The organism is Kribbella sp. NBC_00482 (genome assembly GCF_036013725.1).
In the GTDB taxonomy this organism is placed as follows: Bacteria; Actinomycetota; Actinomycetes; order Propionibacteriales; family Kribbellaceae; genus Kribbella.
The window spans coordinates 6,964,343-6,979,784 of sequence record NZ_CP107881.1 but is presented as its reverse complement, the minus strand read 5'-3'; the positions used below and the strand labels follow the sequence as shown (position 1 = coordinate 6,979,784).

Genomic DNA, 15,442 nt, shown 5'->3' with positions numbered 1-15,442 from the left:
TCACCACTCGACGACGAGCGGATCCCTGGACGGCGGACCGGCCGGGATCCAGGTCTCCTCAACGAGCCGGTACGGATGCCAGCGGCCATCCCGGTCGAGTCGGAGCTGCGTGTCGGCGCCGAGCGTCAACTGGTTCGCCGACGCGCTGATGGTCAGGTCGTCGTCCGCGGCGAGCAGCTCCGTGCGGGCCCGGTTGAGCTCGGCCGGATCGGGCGTCCAGGTGTGCTCAAGTACGTCGAGACCGGGTGCGCCGCCGTACTGCCAGGCTTGGATGCCTGGGGCAAGGTTCCGTCCGGTGGACTCGGTCAGCGTCGTGACGAGTTGCGGGAAGTCCGTCGCCAGGCGGACGGCGTCCTGCCAGTCGTCGAGCGGCTGTGGTTCGGCGGTGCCGTGGAGGAGCGCGTTCAGGATCGATCGGGCTCGGCGGGCGGCGTCGAGCACGAGCAACTGGAGCACCTGCGGCCCGAGGTCGCCGGGCGGTTCGATTCCAGCAACCGCGAGTTCGTCGGGGCCGACCTTTGCCGGGAGCTCCGGCGGCTCGGGCAGATCGCCGGGCGTGCCGGCCAGTACGTCGGCGATGTCGACGCCGGCCTCGGCGGGCTGGGCCGCGGTGGTCTGCAGTTCGTCGAGCAGGGCTTCGCGGGAGCGGCCGCGGAGGAGCAGCAGCACGAACGGGTCGGCGTCGAGGAGCCAGGCGACCTGGTAACAGAGCGCGGCAGCGTGCTGGCAGGGGAGTTCCCAGGCGTCGCACGTGCAGCTCGGATCGAGATCGCCGATGCCCGGCAGCAGCGTGACACCGGCATCGGACGCCGCCTCGACCAGGTTGTGCGGCATCTCGCCGTCGAGCAACGCCGCGATGTGGCCGGCGCGCGAGGCAACCTGCTCCTGGAAGCGGTGCCAGTCGTCATCGCTCAGTTGGTCGACGTGGACCACGGACTCGTACGTGTCCTCGGGTGAGTAGACAGTGGCCGCGATCCGTCCGGGGCTGACGGTGATCGTGCCGACCTGGCCGGAGTTCGCGTACCGGCGGCCCTTCTTGAGTTGACCGTTGTCCAGCGAGGTGTCTTCCATCGCCTGTACCCAGGCTCGGGCCCACCACGACCGACCCCGGGTGCTGCGGTGTTGGGCTGTGAAGGCCGGGAAGCCTTGCGCCTCGGTCATCGCGCACCTCCCCGCAGCTCGACGAGGTCGGCCAGTTCGGCGTCGGAGAGTTCGGTCAGTGCCGCCTCGCCGCCGGACAGCACGGCCTCGGCCAGCTCGCGTTTGGCGGCAAGCATTCCGGCGATCCGGTCCTCGATGGTGCCTTCGGCAATCAACCGGTGGACCTGCACCGGCCGGGTCTGCCCGATCCGGTACGCCCGGTCGGTCGCCTGGTCCTCGACCGCGGGATTCCACCAGCGGTCGAAATGTACGACGTGATCCGCGCGAGTCAGGTTCAGCCCGGTCCCGGCCGCCTTCAGCGACAGCAGGAACACGGGCACCTCGCCGGCCTGGAACCGGTCGACCATCTCCTCGCGTCGCGCGACCGGCGTGCCGCCGTGCAGGAGCTGGGTCGGGATGCCGCGGTCGGCGAGATGTCGTTCGAGCAGTCGCGCCATCGCGACGTACTGCGTGAAGACGAGCACGGCGCCGTCCTCGGCGACGATCGTCTCGAGCAGTTCGTCGAGCAGTTCGAGCTTGCCCGAGCGACCGGTCAGCCGCGCGTCGTCGGGCTCCTTCAAGTACTGCGCGGGGTGGTTGCAGATCTGCTTCAGGCCGGTGAGGAGCTTCACGATCAGTCCGCGCCGCGCCATCCGGTCGCTTGCCTGGACCTCCGCCATCAGCTCGCGAACCGTTGCCTCGTACAACACGACCTGCTCGCGGGTGAGTGATACCGCCTGGTCTGTCTCGGTCTTCGGCGGCAGCTCGGGTGCGATCCCGGGATCGGACTTCTTCCGCCGGAGCAGGAACGGTTTGACGAGCTTCGCGAGCCGCGCCGCGACCTCCTCGTCCTTGTCGGCCTCGATCGGCTGCGCCCACTGGTTGCGGAACGATCCGAGCCGGCCGAGCAGCCCGGGCGTCGTCCAGTCGAGGATCGCCCACAGCTCGGACAGGTTGTTCTCCACCGGTGTACCGGTCAAGGCCACCCGCGCCTGGGCCGGCACCGTCCGCAGCGCCTTCGCCGTACCGGACGACGGGTTCTTCACATGCTGCGCCTCATCGGCCACCACGAGCGCCCACGGATGCTCGGCCAGCCGTACGGCGTCACGCCGCAGCGTCCCGTACGTCGTCAGCACGAAGCCTTCCCGCGCGTCGTCGAGCGAACGGGACGTGCCGTGGAAGCGCCGTACCGGTGTGCCCGGAGCGAAGCGCTGCACCTCCCGCTCCCAGTTGCCGAGCAGCGAGGCCGGGCAGACGACCAGGGTCGGACCGGAGGTGTCGGCGGACTGCTGGCGGTGCAGGTGGAGCGAGATGAGCGTGATCGTTTTGCCGAGGCCCATGTCGTCGGCGAGACAGCCGCCGAGACCGAGCGACGTCATCCGCGACAGCCAGCGCAGACCGCGCAGCTGGTAGTCGCGGAGGGTCGCCTGCAGACCGGCCGGCGCTTCGATCGGTTCGTCGGCGCGGTCCGGGTCAGCGATCTTGGCGCGGAGGTCGTCGAGCCACTTGGTCGGTGTGACGGTGATCTGCCGGCCGTCGATCTCGGTGGTGCCGGTGAGGGCGGCGCCGAGGGCGTCGATGGCGGTGACCGGTTTGAGGATGCGTTCGCGGGCCTTGCGGGCGAGCTCGGGATCGATCAGCATCCACTGGTCCCGGAGCCGGACGACCGGCCGGGTGGCTTCCGCGAGCTGGTCGAGCTCGGCCTCGGTCAGCGGGTCGTCGCCGAGTGCCACCTGCCAGCTGAAGTCGAGGGTGCGATCGCCGCCGAAGAAGCCTGGGAGATCGCTGGGCGGCCCGTCCGCTGACGTGATCGCGGCGCGTGCGGTGAGCTTCCGTCCGAGGCTGCGTGGCCAGTGCACGTCCACGCCTGCTGCGGCGAGCCGCTGCGCGAAGCCGGCCAGCAGCTCGGCGACCTCTTCGTCCGCGAGGTCCATCCGGTCCGGTACGGCGGAGTCGAGCAGGCGGCTGAGTGGTTGCCAGACGCGTGCTGCGCGGCGGATCGCCAGGGTGGCGTCGATGCGTGCTCGCGGGCCGAAGCCGGGGACGTCGTCGGACCAGACATCGTCCGCGTCTCTGACGAGGGTGGGGTCCTTCAGGCTGTGCAGTTGGACCACGGCGCTGAAGGCGAGCGAGTCGGCCAGCTCGATACGGAGCGAGATTCGTACGCCGGTGTCGAGTCCGGCAGAGACCTCGTCGGCCCAGGTCCGCAGACGGTCGGCGCGCTGAGGCGCGGTCGCCGTGAACAGGTTGGTCTGGTGCGCCTTCGCTGCGGCGGGGGAGCGCGGCATGCCGTCGGCCACGGCGTCCAGAAACTCCCGCAACAACTCCTCAGCAACAGGAACCCGCAAGGTCGTGAGGGGGAGCGCTCGCGCTGAGGCGGGCATTGCTTCAGCGAGTTCGAGCACGCGGGTGATGTCGTCGGGGTCGAGCGGGCCGACCCGCCACGCGTCGTGACCTTCGGCGGTGACACCGGGGAGGAGTTTGCCGCGGGCAACCAGTTGGAGGGCGACGAGGGACGCGCCACCCCAGAAGGCCGCCGACGGGTGTGCCCCAGGCGCCCGCCGCATCCGCCCGAGGATCGGAACCGCCTCCGCGACCGGCAACTCGACGGCGCGGACGCCCTGCAACTCCGTTCCGGTACCGACCAGGTTCAGGTCGACCTGATCGCCGACGCCGAGGGGGAGTGGACTGCCGTCCGGATCCCAGAACGCCACTCGGCTCGTGCGTGGTGGATCGGCCGGCCGGAAAACCACCGCACACCCAGCCAACTCCTGCCCCGTGCCCACCAACCCGACAACCTCCCACTCGTCAAGAACACCTACAAGAAACTCAGACCGGAACTGTTTCGGCCTCTTCCGTGCCGGGCTGGTCGAACTGGGTCCGATGCAGTTCCTCGTACCTGCCGCCGGCCGCGAGCAGGCTCGTATGCGTGCCGCGTTCGACGATCTGCCCGGACTCGATCACGAGGATCTGATCGGCGGCCCGGATGGTCGACAACCGGTGCGCGATCACGACCGCCGTACGTCCGGAAAGCGCCTCGGTCAGCGCTGCCTGCACCGCGGCCTCGTTCGTCGAGTCCAGCGCGGCGGTCGCCTCGTCGAGGATCACCACCCGCGGCTGCGCGAGCAGCAACCGCGCAATCGTCAGCCGCTGCCGCTCACCACCCGACAGCCGGTACCCACGCTCTCCCACGACCGTCTCGAGCTGATCAGGCAGCGAACGGATCAGCTCACCCAGCCGAGCCCGCTCCAGTGCGTCCCACAGGTCGTCCTCCGTCGCCTCGGGGCGCGCGAGCAGCAGGTTCTCCCGGATCGAGTCGTGGAAGAGATGCCCGTCCTGCGTGACCATCCCCAGCGTCTCCCGCAACGACTCCGCGGAGACATCGCGTACGTCGACCCCGGCGAGCTTCACGGTCCCCGAGTCCACGTCGTACAACCGCGGAATCAGCTGCGCGATCGTCGACTTCCCGGCACCCGACGAACCGACCAGCGCCACCATCTGCCCCGGCTCGGCACGGAACGAGACGTCGTGCAGCACCTCAACGCCACCGCGCGTGTCCAGCTTCGCGACCTCCTCGAGGGACGCGAGCGACACCTTGTCCGCCGATGGGTACGCGAAGCTGACGCCGGAGAACTCCACCGTCACCGGGCCCTCGGGCACTCGTCCCGCGTCCGGCTTGTCCTTGATCAGCGGCTCCAGGTCCAGCACCTCGAAGACCCGCTCGAAGCTCACGAGCGCGGTCATCACCTCGAGCCGCGCACTCGCGAGCGCGGTCAACGGCGAGTACAACCGGGTGAGCAGCAAAGCCATCGCAACGACGGCTCCGGTGTCGAGTTGGTCACGCAACGCGTAGAACCCGCCCAGCCCGTAGACGACCGCCAGCGCGAGAGCGGACACCAGCGTGAGCGAGGTGACGAAGATCCACTGCACCATCGCGGTGCGCACGCCGATGTCCCGCACCCGCCGCGCCCGCACCGCGAACTCGAGGGACTCGCGAGCCGGCCGCCCGAACAGCTTGACCAGCGTCGCGCCCGGCGCCGAGAACCGCTCGGTCATCTGGGTGCTCATGGTCGCGTTGTAGTCCGCCGCTTCCCGCTGCAGGCCGGCCAGTCTGGCCCCGAACCGGCGCGCGGGGATGACGAACACCGGGAGGATGACCAGCGCGAGCAGAGTGATCTGCCACGACACCCCCAACATCACCACCAGCGTCAGCACCAGCATCACCAGGTTGCTGACGACACCGGACAGGGTGTCGCTGAAGGCTCGCTGCGCACCGATCACGTCATTGTTCAGCCGGGAGACCAGTGCGCCGGTCCGTGTGCGGGTGAAGAATGCGATCGGCATCCGCTGGATGTGGTCGAACACCGCGGTCCGCAGGTCGAGGATCAGTCCCTCGCCGATGCTCGCGGACAGCCAGCGGGTGACCATTCCCAGCCCGGCCTCCGCGACCGCGATGGCCGCGATCAGCAGCGACAGTTGCAGTACGACGCTGAAGGCCTTGCCGCCGACGATCGCGTCGACCACGCGCCCGGCCAGCACGGGCGTGGCGACCGCAAGCACCGCACCACCGATGCTGAGCACCAGGAACGAGACCAGATACCGCCGGTGCGGCCGTGCGAAGGCGAGGATGCGTTGCAGGGTGGCTCGGGAGAAGGGTCTCTTCTCGTCCTGGGCGTTCATCGCGTGGTACAGCGAGTTCCACGCGGTCATTTCCATGCTCACGGCTGTGCTCCGCTGAATCGATCGGCTGGGACGGTCGATGATTCCGCACACCACCGACAAAACCTCACGCTAGAACCTCGACGGGACTTGAGGTCAACTGCGTACACTGTACGAAGAATAGCCGGTGAGAAGGAAACGCGCACATGAATCAGGAACACAGCGGCAGCGGTGACCCCGCGAAGAGTCTCGAGCTGCTGTGGCGCCGCCGTCCCACGCCGACCCGCGGGCCGAAGCCGGCGCTGACCGTCGACGGGATCGTCGCGGTCGCCCTGAAGATCGCGGACGCCGAAGGTCTGGGCGCGATGTCGATGCGCCGGGTCGCCGACGAGCTCGGCGTCGGCGCGATGACGCTGTACCGCTACTTCCCGGGCAAGGGAGAGTTGCTCGACGTCATGCTCGACACCGTGTACGGCGAGCTGCCGCGTCGCGTCGTACCGGGGGACTGGCGGGCAGCGCTCGACGAGGTTGCTCGGGAGAACCAGGAGCTGTATCTGCGGCACCCGTGGTTGCTCCAGGTCGCGATCAACCGGCCGCCGCTCGGGCCGAACGTAATGGCGAAGTACGAGTGGGAGCTGACCGCGGTCGAGGGGATCGGGCTCACCGATCTCGAGATGGACGCGACCGTGGCTCTCGTCAACGGCTACGTGCACGGCGCCGTCCGTACGGCGGTGGAGGCGCGCCAGGTGATCCAGCGGTCCGGGATGACGGACAAGGAATGGTGGCTGGCTCACGTACCGCACCTGGATCAGATCAGCGACCTGGAGAAGTTCCCGCTCTCGTCCCGCGTCGGGACGGCCGTCGGGAATGAGTTCGATGCCCCTTATGATGCCGAACACGCGTTCGAGTACGGTCTGGAAAGGCTGCTGGACGGCGTGTCCGCGCTGGTCGGGAACCGGACTGCGCCGGAAGGGTAAATGTAGTTGTGAGTGAGTACTCACTCAGTTACCTTTGAATCCGTGAGCCCACGAGCAACCCCACTGCCCCCCGAGGAACGGCGCGCTGCCATCCTCGCGGCCGCGATGCCGTTGCTGGAGGAGTTCGGCACCGAGGTCAGCACCAAGCAGATCGCCGAGGCGGCGGGGATCGCCGAGGGGACGATCTTCCGTGCGTTCGGCAGCAAGGACGCGCTGATCGAGGCCGCGATGGCGACCGTGTTCGACCCCTCGGACCTGATCCGGGCCCTCGAGCAGGTCGATCGCACGCTGCCGTTGCGGGAGCGAACCGTTGTCGCGGTCGAGATCGGCCAGAAGCGGCTGCGCGGTGTGTTCAAACTGCTCTTCGCGCTGCGGATCCGCCGGCCACCCGAGTTCAAGCACTCGACACCGATGGACGAGGCCCGGCGCAAACGTCAGAACGACCTGGCCAACGCCGCGTTCGCCGACCTGCTCCGGCCGGATGCCGATCAGTTCCGGGTGCCCCCGGAGGAGATCGTCCGGATGATCGGCCTGCTCACGTTCTCGGCCACCCACCCAATGATTTCCGGCGGCCACGTGCTGACCGCCGAGGAGATCGTCGACTTCGCCTTCGACGGTGTCCGCAAGCACCACACCGGTCAGCCACCGGCCTCCGAGGACATCGTCGGATTCGCGCTCGACGGTGCCCGCCATCACGATTCTGGGGATGATTGATGTTACTTCGCGTCTTGCGTACGCACTTGCGTCCGTACGCGGGAAACCTGTTCCTGGTGGTCGTCCTGCAACTGGTCGGGACGATTGCCTCCCTCTACCTACCCAGCCTGAACGCCGACATCATCGACGAGGGTGTCGCCAAGGGCGACACCGGCTACATCATGAGCACCGGCGGCTGGATGCTCGCCGTCAGCCTGGTGCAGATCGCCTGCACGATCACGGCTGTGTACTTCGGTGCGAAGACGGCTGCCCTGTTCGGACGCGACGTACGCGCCGCGGTGTTCCACCGGGTCGGCGAGTTCTCCGCCCGGGAGGTCAACCAGTTCGGTGCGCCGACGCTGATCTCGCGCAGCACCAACGACGTCACCCAGATCCAGATGCTGGTCGTCACCACCTGCACGATGCTGGTCGCCGCGCCGATCACGATGGTCGGCGGCGTGATCATGGCGGTCCGTGAGGACGTCGGCCTGTCCTGGCTGGTGGCGGTCGCCGTACCGCTGCTGGCGATCTGTATCGGGTTCATCGCGAGCCGCATGGTCCCGCAGTTCCGGAAGATGCAGAAGAACATCGACGGCGTGAACCGGGTGCTGCGCGAGCAGATCGCGGGCATCCGGGTGGTCCGGGCGTTCGTCCGCGAGCCGCACGAGGTCGAGCGGTTCGGCGAGGCCAACGCGAACCTGACCGACACCGCGATCCGGGCCGGCCGGCTGATGGCGCTGGTGTTCCCGACGGTGATGCTGATCCTGAACGTGTCGAGCATCGCGGTGCTGTGGTTCGGCGCCTCCCGGGTGGAGAACGGGACGATGCAGGTCGGCGCGCTGACCGCGTTCCTGAGCTACCTGATCCAGATCCTGTTCTCGGTGATGATGGGCGTGTTCGTGATGATCATGGTGCCGCGGGCCTCGGTGTGCGCGGACCGGATCTCCGAGGTGCTGGACACCGAGTCGTCGGTGCGGCCGCCGGTCACGCCGATCAAGACCTTCACCGGTCGCGGCCAGCTGGTGTTCGAGCACGCCTCGTTCAAGTACCCGGGGGCGGCCGAGCCGGTGCTGCACGACATCAACCTCGTCGCCTCGCCGGGTCAGACGACCGCGATCATCGGCAGTACGGGCGCCGGCAAGACGACGTTGCTGTCGCTGGTGCCGCGGCTGTTCGACGCGACCGAAGGGCGGGTGCTCGTCGACGGTATCGACGTACGGGAGATCGAGCCCGAGGCACTGTGGGAGCGGATCGGTCTGGTCCCGCAACGCCCGTACCTGTTCTCCGGGACGATCGCCAGCAACCTGCGGTACGGCAACCCGGACGCGACCGACGACGAGCTCTGGGAGGCACTGGAGATTGCCCAGGGCAAGGACTTCGTCGAGGCGATGCCGGAAGGACTGAACGCGCCGATCGCGCAGGGCGGCACGAACGTGTCCGGCGGCCAGCGGCAGCGGCTCGCGATCGCGCGGGCGCTGGTCCGCAAGCCGGAGATCTTCCTGTTCGACGACTCGTTCTCGGCGCTCGACCTGTCGACGGACGCCCGGTTGCGGGCAGCGCTGCGGCCGGTCACCCGGGACGCCTGCGTGGTCGTCGTCGCCCAGCGGGTCTCGACGATCATCGACGCCGACCAGATCGTGGTGATCGAGGACGGCGCGATCGTCGGCAAGGGGACCCATCAGGAGTTGCTCGACACGTGTCCGACGTACGTCGAGATCGTCGAGTCCCAGCGTTCCGCGGAGGAGGCGGCATGAGCGAGTCACAAGAGCCTGCTGCGGACGGCACGGCAGACAGCAACGCCGACAACAAGACGGTCAAGGCGACCGAGCGGCCGAACACCGGGCGCGCGTTCGGGCCTCCGGGAGGGATTCCGGGGGACAAGTCGATGGACTTCCTGCCCTCGGCGAAGCGGCTGCTCAAGCGGCTGCGTCCGCACCGGGTGCAGGTGTCGGGGGTCGTGCTGCTCGCGATCTTCAGCGTCGGCCTGTCGGTGCTCGGCCCGAAGATCCTCGGTCGCGCGACCGACATCATCTTCTCCGGCGCGATCGGCAAGCAGTTCCCGCGCGGCCTGAGCAAGGAACAGGTCATCGAGCAGACCCGCGCGTCCGGCAACGGCCGGCTGGCGGACCTGCTGCAGGGGATCGACCTGATCCCGGGCGTCGGTATCGATTTCGATGCCCTGCGCGACGTTCTGCTGCTGGTGCTGGCGTTGTACGTCGGGGCGTTCTTCCTGTCCTGGGCGCAGGGTTACATCCTGAACGGCGTCGTACAGCGGACCATTCTCGACCTGCGGTCCGAGGTCGAGGAGAAGCTGAACAAGCTGCCGCTGAGCTACTTCGACGGCGCGCCGCGCGGCGAGCTGCTCAGCCGGGTGACCAACGACATCGACAACATCTCGACCAGCCTGCAGCAGACGCTGAGCCAGTTGCTCACGTCGCTGCTGACGGTGATCGGGGTGGTCACGATGATGTTCGTGATCTCGCCGCTGCTGGCGCTGATCGCGCTCGTCACGATCCCGATCTCGATGATCCTGACGGCGGCGATCGCCAAGCGTTCGCAGGTCCGGTTCGTCGCGCAATGGCGGCATACCGGCGCCTTGAACGGTCAGATCGAGGAGGCGTTCACCGGGCACGAGCTGGTGAAGGTCTTCGGCCGGCAGAAGGAGATCGAGGCGAGCTTCGCGGAGAAGAACGAGGAGCTGTACAAGGCGGCGTTCGGGGCGCAGTTCATCTCCGGTCTGATCATGCCGCTGATGATGTTCATCGGGAACGTGAACTACGTGGTGATCGCGGTCGTCGGCGGTCTGCGGGTCGCCTCCGGCACGATGTCGCTGGGTGACGTCCAGGCGTTCATCCAGTACTCGCGGCAGTTCACCCAGCCGCTGACCCAGGTGGCCTCGATGGCGAACCTGCTGCAGTCGGGCGTGGCGTCGGCGGAGCGAGTGTTCGAGGTCCTGGACGCCAAGGAGCAGGTGCCGGACGACGCGACGCCGCAGAAGGTCATGGACTCGCGGGGCCGGGTCGAGTTCGAGCACGTGTCGTTCTCGTACAACCCGGAGAAGCCGCTGATCACCGACCTGAGCCTGGTCGCCGAACCCGGCCAGACGGTCGCGATCGTCGGCCCGACCGGTGCCGGGAAGACCACCCTGGTCAACCTGATCATGCGGTTCTACGAGCTGAACGGCGGCCGGATCACGCTCGACGGCGTCGACATCACCGACCTGACCCGGCACGACCTGCGCTCGCGGATCGGCATGGTGCTGCAGGACACGTGGCTGTTCGGCGGCACGATCCGGGACAACATCCTCTACGGCAACCTGAAGGCCACCGAGGAGGACATGCTGGCGGCAGCGAAGGCGACGTACGTCGACCGCTTCGTGCACAGCCTGCCGGACGGGTACGACACGGTCATCGACGAGGAAGGCAGCAACGTCAGCGCCGGTGAGAAGCAGCTGCTCACCATCGCGCGGGCGTTCCTCGCCGACCCGCAGTTGCTGATCCTCGACGAGGCGACCAGTTCGGTCGACACCCGCACGGAGGTCCTGGTGCAGCGCGCCATGGCCGCCCTGCGCTCCGACCGCACCAGCTTCGTCATCGCCCACCGCCTGTCCACCATCCGCGACGCGGACCTGATCCTCGTCATGGAAGACGGCGCCATCGTCGAACAAGGCAACCACCGCGAGCTCCTGGCAGTGAACGGCGCCTACGCCCGCCTCTACAACGCCCAGTTCAGCGGCGCCGTAGTAGACATCGACGAAGAAGCCGCAGCCATCGCACCCCCAGTAGCAACACCAGCCGGCCGCCCAATGGCCCGCTGATCTCACCAGGACGGGGACGCGAGCCGGCGTCCCCGTCCTGCCGCCTGTGGATAACTTCCGCGGGGCATACGCTGACTGTGGCGTACTTGAGCAATGGCGACTGACTCGGTACGGCGACGTGGTAAGCAGCTGGCGCGGCTGACCGGGACGAAGCTGGGCATCACCGATCCAGCCCACCTGGCCACACTGCAGGACGCCTATCTCGTCGCCTACGAGTTCCCGGCGCCGTTGATGGTGCGGGTGGCCGACGACATGCTGGCCGATCTCCGCGCGGATGTCGGCTCCCGTCGTACCGACCGCATCCTCGGTCTGGGCCGTGACGGCCACCACCTCGCGTTCGCGATGAGGATGCTCGATCACGACTTCATCCAGCAGAACTGCTCGAACCTGGTTGTGTCGCGGGCCCTGGTAGAGAACGCACTGCAGGATCTCGAGAACCACCAGGGGATGACGTTCCCGCAGGTCGACGGATTCCGACGGGTCGCATCGCGTGTGGATCCGGCGGACACGGTCGGTGGTTTCCAGGTGCTGAGAGACTACTTGCAGATGCGTCGGGTGCCGGTCGGTCGGCCGGGCAGCCGGGTGAGCGTGTTCGACACGAGCTACAAGGGCACGGTGCAAGAGCTCCTGTCGGCGGTGTATCCGGAGACGAAGTTCACCGGGCGATACGCATTTCACGGCGCACCGCCGTACGATCCACATCCGGGGAGCAAACAGGGGTACGAAGTACACCTGACGGCTACCGAAGGGCGGGGCGGTCTGCCGCTCTACGAACTGCCGGAGGACGTTTCCAAGACGTTCGCGCATCAGCTCGCGCTCAACAGCATCGAGGAGCTCTTCGACGGGCCGATGTCCAGTCCGGTCCGAATCGGTTCCGCCGGCCCTGAGCAGACCGGTCAACGCAATCAGCCGGCGCTGCTGGACGGACTGAGCCGTGGCCGGATCTCACCGCGACTCCGGCACCTTCCGGTGCGTGAAGGTGTCAAGGTGATGAACCTCCATGCGGTTGCCGACCTCGCGGGAGACGTCGCGAGAGTGCGTGATGCCGGAGGCAACTACCGTGCCTGGCTGGACGACTGGGCACACCGGTACCGGATGGAGATCCGCGCCTGGATCAGCGGCGGATCCACCGATCCACGGCTGGCGGAGCTCCTCGACTCGTTCGTGCATCGTGCCGACAAGAAGCAGGCCGACCTGCTCCAGAAGGCTCTCGACCGGGCGCAGGTCCCTGAGGCCGCGCGTGAGTCGGTCTGGTCGGCGTACGAGCAGTGTGCCAGCGACGGGGACAAGACGGTCTTCGTAGAGAATGTTCTGAACTCGACTCGGGCAAGCGGAGGTAGTGATGGGCGGCGGGAAGGGAAGCGATCCGGAGGGCGACTGGATGGCCCTCGCCGGGACGACCGCGGGCTTTGAAGGGTTCGAGGACATGGCGGACGCGATGCTGCAGGACGGGCCTCCGCCGCGGGTGGGCGTGCCGGCGATCGCGAAGGCGCCGATGATCATCGACACCGATCTGGGTGGGGATCCGGATGACACGGTGGCATTGGTGGTGGCGGCTCGACGAGTGCCGGAGTTGCGGTTGGTGGTGACCAGCGACGAGTACGGCGGGGAGCGGGCCCGGCTCGTGCGGTACATGCTGGATCTGGTCGGACGGCCCGATGTACGCGTCGTGGCCGGCTCTGATCTGGGGAACAGGCGGATGTGGGTGATGGACGGGGTCTGTCCTGCTGACGTACCTCGGCAGGACAACGATGTGGTCGGTGTGATCGACGAGGTCTGTTCGGGAATCGAGGGACGGATTCGCTGGGTCGGCATGGGGCCGCTGTCGAACCTCGGGCGGCTGCAGCGCGAGGCGCCGGTACTGGTACCGCGGATGGCTGTTACGCAGATGGGCGGCGCGATCAACTATCGGGATCCGTCGCGGGCCGAGCACAACTTCCGGGTGGACGCGGAGGCTGCCATCCGGATGGTGCCGGAGCTGGAGCGTTGGAATCCGTCGTTCGTGCTGTCGGACGTGACGTTCAACCCGGCGATCGAGATCACCCGGGAGTCCGCGCTCTACCAACGCTGGGGTCGTCCGGACGCGCGGCCGTGGGAGCGGGTCCTGCGCGAGCACCTCGACCGCTGGACGGCGAAGTACCCAGGATCCATGCAGCACGACGCGCTCACGCTGGCGGCCGCGCTGCTCTGGCCAGGGGTTCGATTTGTTCGGGAGCGCGTCGCGCTGGACTCCATCGCGCGGATGAGCCTGAGCGCCGACGGCGTTGAGATCGCAATGTCGGCATCGGCTGACTATCCCGCTTTCATGACTTGGCTGGACGAGGCGTTGAGCTGACCACCCAAGTGGCATCGTCGATTGCGCGGGCGCCGATGGTTATTGATACGGATGCTGGTGGGGATCCGGATGACAGTGTGGCGTTGGTGGTGGCGGCTCGGTTGGTGCCTGAGTTGGTGTTGGTGGTGACTAGTGATGAGTTCGCGGGGGAGCGGGCTCGGTTTGTGCGGTGGTTGCTGGATGTGGCGGGGCGGTCGGATGTTCGCGTGGTGGCGGGGGCCGATCTTGGGAATCGGCGGGGATATGTCGTCGGTGGGATGTGTCCGGCGGACGTGCCTCCGCAGGAGTCGGATGTTGTGGCGGCGGTGAGTGAGGTCTTTGAGGGGCTCGAAGGGCGGGTTCGGTGGCTGGGGATCGGGCCGCTGTCGAATCTCGCGCACCTGCAGGGGAACGGCCGGAGTTGGTGGCTCGGATGGTCGTCACGCAGATGGGCGGGGCGATCAACTACCGGGATCCGACGCGGGCCGAGCACAACTTCCGCGCGGATCCGGAGGCGGCGATCGGGATCCTGCCGACCCTGGAACGGTGGGGGCCGCCGACGTTCGTGTTGTCCGACGTGACGTTCAATCCGGCCATCGAGATCACCGCGGAGTCGCCCCTCTACAAGCGCTGGGCCGCGCCGGACGCGCGCCCGTCGGAGCGAGTACTGCGCGAACACTTCGATCGCTGGATGGCGAAGTACCCATGTATCCAGCACGATGCGCTCACGCTGGCGGCCGCGCTGCTGTGGCCGGGGGTGCGTTTCGTGCGTGAGCGCGTCGTGCTGGATTCCATCGCGCGGATGACGCCGAGTGCCGACGGGGTTGAGATCGCGATGTCGGCGTCAGCTGACTACCCGGCTTTCATGGCCTGGCTGGACAAGGCGTTGAGCTGACGCCCTCACTCCCAGACGAAGTTGAGGGCGCGTTCGAAGTTGACGTACCCGGCGCGGGCGAAGGCCTTGGCCATCGGCACGTTGCCGAGGTCCGTCGAGGCCCGGATCCGGTCGACGCCCTCGCCGGCGAGGATGCGGGTGCCCTCGGCAAGGATCTCGTCGATGTAGCCGTGCCCGCGGTGCGCGGGGAGAACCCCGATGTACGCGATGATCGGGTGGTAGTTGTTGCGCGCGGGCACCACGAACCCCACCGGACCGCCCCCGTCAGGGAGTTCGGCGATCTGCCACCACTCGTGCGGGCTCGTGAACCCGGCGAACTCCTCGTCGTAATGCTGCTCCGCTGCCTCGCGCGGAGTGAGGCCCGAAGCCAGGTCCGCCTGGCCGTGCGCGTCGAGCGTGCCCTCCATCACCGGAGTCATGAGAGCGAGCAGATCCTCGCGGTCGACGACCGGCCGGAACACGAGCCGGCCCTTGGACTCGGGGAGCAGGGACGTCGGAGTCCACTGCAACCGGAGCCGCTCGACCAGAAGCCGCGCGCCCGTGCTCTCGAGGACGCGCGTGCGGGACTCGACCACCTCGCGGGCCGCGGGGTCCTCACGCCAGTCCGGCGGGACGAAACGCCCGTACTCCGGCAGCTTCGCGCCCGACGGAAAGACCGCCGCCTTCGCCGTCTCGAACAGCTGCAGGCCGATCTCGTCCCGGTCTGCCCGCGGCAGCGTGTCGTCGATGTCGAAGAAGTCGAATTGCAGCGGGACGTCCCCACCCGGTGTCGTCCACCACGCCAGCCGGGCGAGGACACGATCGCCGTCGAGGGCCACCCACGCCCACTCCGGGCGCCGGCAGCCGTTGGCGAAGTCGTCCGGCAGTTCGTGGTCGAGGACATACGAGAGCCGGCAGAACAGCTCGATCTCCTCAGGACCGGTCAGGGGTCGATATGTCAGTGTCAA

At 67.9% G+C, this 15,442-nt stretch carries 11 protein-coding genes; 7 read left to right on the top strand and 4 right to left on the bottom strand.

The annotated features are described in order from the left end of the window. From OHB24_RS33870 to OHB24_RS33860, 3 genes are read right to left on the bottom strand one after another with little or no spacing between them, the layout of a single operon-like run. Complete coding sequence (locus OHB24_RS33870) at window positions 1-1,161, bottom strand: SWIM zinc finger family protein (protein ID WP_327634962.1); 1,161 nt, start codon at window positions 1,159-1,161, stop codon at window positions 1-3. Beyond that, window positions 1,158-3,926, bottom strand: coding sequence for a DEAD/DEAH box helicase (locus OHB24_RS33865; RefSeq protein WP_327634961.1), 2,769 nt, complete (start codon window positions 3,924-3,926; stop codon window positions 1,158-1,160). The genes OHB24_RS33870 and OHB24_RS33865 overlap by 4 nt, the downstream gene beginning before the upstream one ends. Window positions 3,927-3,969: 43 nt before the next feature. Then, a complete protein-coding gene (locus OHB24_RS33860) occupies window positions 3,970-5,850 on the bottom strand; it encodes an ABC transporter ATP-binding protein (RefSeq protein ID WP_442914009.1) in 1,881 nt (626 codons plus the stop codon). Between the two features lie 155 nt (window positions 5,851-6,005). Between OHB24_RS33860 and OHB24_RS33855 the strand changes: the two genes are divergently transcribed. From OHB24_RS33855 to OHB24_RS33825, 7 genes are all read left to right on the top strand, one after another. Next, window positions 6,006-6,776 carry a TetR/AcrR family transcriptional regulator gene (locus OHB24_RS33855; protein WP_327634960.1) on the top strand — a complete coding sequence of 257 codons (771 nt, stop codon included), beginning with the start codon at window positions 6,006-6,008 and terminating at the stop codon, window positions 6,774-6,776. Between the two features lie 42 nt (window positions 6,777-6,818). Continuing rightward, on the top strand, window positions 6,819-7,490 hold the full coding sequence (locus tag OHB24_RS33850; RefSeq protein WP_327634959.1) for a TetR/AcrR family transcriptional regulator: 672 nt from the start codon (window positions 6,819-6,821) through the stop codon (window positions 7,488-7,490). Next, on the top strand, window positions 7,490-9,223 hold the full coding sequence (locus OHB24_RS33845; RefSeq protein WP_327634958.1) for an ABC transporter ATP-binding protein: 1,734 nt from the start codon (window positions 7,490-7,492) through the stop codon (window positions 9,221-9,223). Before OHB24_RS33850 ends, OHB24_RS33845 begins: the two co-directional genes overlap by 1 nt. Then, window positions 9,220-11,286 carry an ABC transporter ATP-binding protein gene (locus OHB24_RS33840; protein ID WP_327634957.1) on the top strand — a complete coding sequence of 689 codons (2,067 nt, stop codon included), beginning with the start codon at window positions 9,220-9,222 and terminating at the stop codon, window positions 11,284-11,286. The genes OHB24_RS33845 and OHB24_RS33840 overlap by 4 nt, the downstream gene beginning before the upstream one ends. 93 nt (window positions 11,287-11,379) lie before the next feature. Next, complete coding sequence (locus OHB24_RS33835; RefSeq protein WP_327634956.1) at window positions 11,380-12,699, top strand: hypothetical protein; 1,320 nt, start codon at window positions 11,380-11,382, stop codon at window positions 12,697-12,699. Beyond that, window positions 12,629-13,621, top strand: a complete 993-nt coding sequence (locus tag OHB24_RS33830) for a nucleoside hydrolase (RefSeq protein ID WP_327634955.1) — start codon at window positions 12,629-12,631, stop codon at window positions 13,619-13,621. Before OHB24_RS33835 ends, OHB24_RS33830 begins: the two co-directional genes overlap by 71 nt. A gap of 412 nt (window positions 13,622-14,033) precedes the next feature. Next, window positions 14,034-14,495: a hypothetical protein gene (locus OHB24_RS33825; RefSeq protein ID WP_327634954.1), complete on the top strand. Its 462-nt coding sequence runs from the start codon at window positions 14,034-14,036 to the stop codon at window positions 14,493-14,495. 5 nt (window positions 14,496-14,500) lie between these two features. Here the strand turns inward: OHB24_RS33825 and OHB24_RS33820 are convergent, their stop codons facing one another. Beyond that, on the bottom strand, window positions 14,501-15,442 hold the full coding sequence (locus OHB24_RS33820) for a GNAT family N-acetyltransferase (protein ID WP_327634953.1): 942 nt from the start codon (window positions 15,440-15,442) through the stop codon (window positions 14,501-14,503).

What these genes read in the sequence shown, in the direction of transcription:
- OHB24_RS33870 (WP_327634962.1), bottom strand. Translation starts at nt 1,161, where the DNA reads ATGACCGAGGCGCAAGGCTTCCCGGCCTTCACAGCCCAACACCGCAGC.
- OHB24_RS33860 (WP_442914009.1), bottom strand. Translation starts at nt 5,850, where the DNA reads ATGACCGCGTGGAACTCGCTGTACCACGCGATGAACGCCCAGGACGAG.
- OHB24_RS33855 (WP_327634960.1), top strand. Translation starts at nt 6,006, where the DNA reads ATGAATCAGGAACACAGCGGCAGCGGTGACCCCGCGAAGAGTCTCGAG.
- OHB24_RS33845 (WP_327634958.1), top strand. Translation starts at nt 7,490, where the DNA reads ATGTTACTTCGCGTCTTGCGTACGCACTTGCGTCCGTACGCGGGAAAC.
- OHB24_RS33840 (WP_327634957.1), top strand. Translation starts at nt 9,220, where the DNA reads ATGAGCGAGTCACAAGAGCCTGCTGCGGACGGCACGGCAGACAGCAAC.
- OHB24_RS33835 (WP_327634956.1), top strand. Translation starts at nt 11,380, where the DNA reads ATGGCGACTGACTCGGTACGGCGACGTGGTAAGCAGCTGGCGCGGCTG.
- OHB24_RS33830 (WP_327634955.1), top strand. Translation starts at nt 12,629, where the DNA reads ATGGGCGGCGGGAAGGGAAGCGATCCGGAGGGCGACTGGATGGCCCTC.
- OHB24_RS33825 (WP_327634954.1), top strand. Translation starts at nt 14,034, where the DNA reads ATGGTCGTCACGCAGATGGGCGGGGCGATCAACTACCGGGATCCGACG.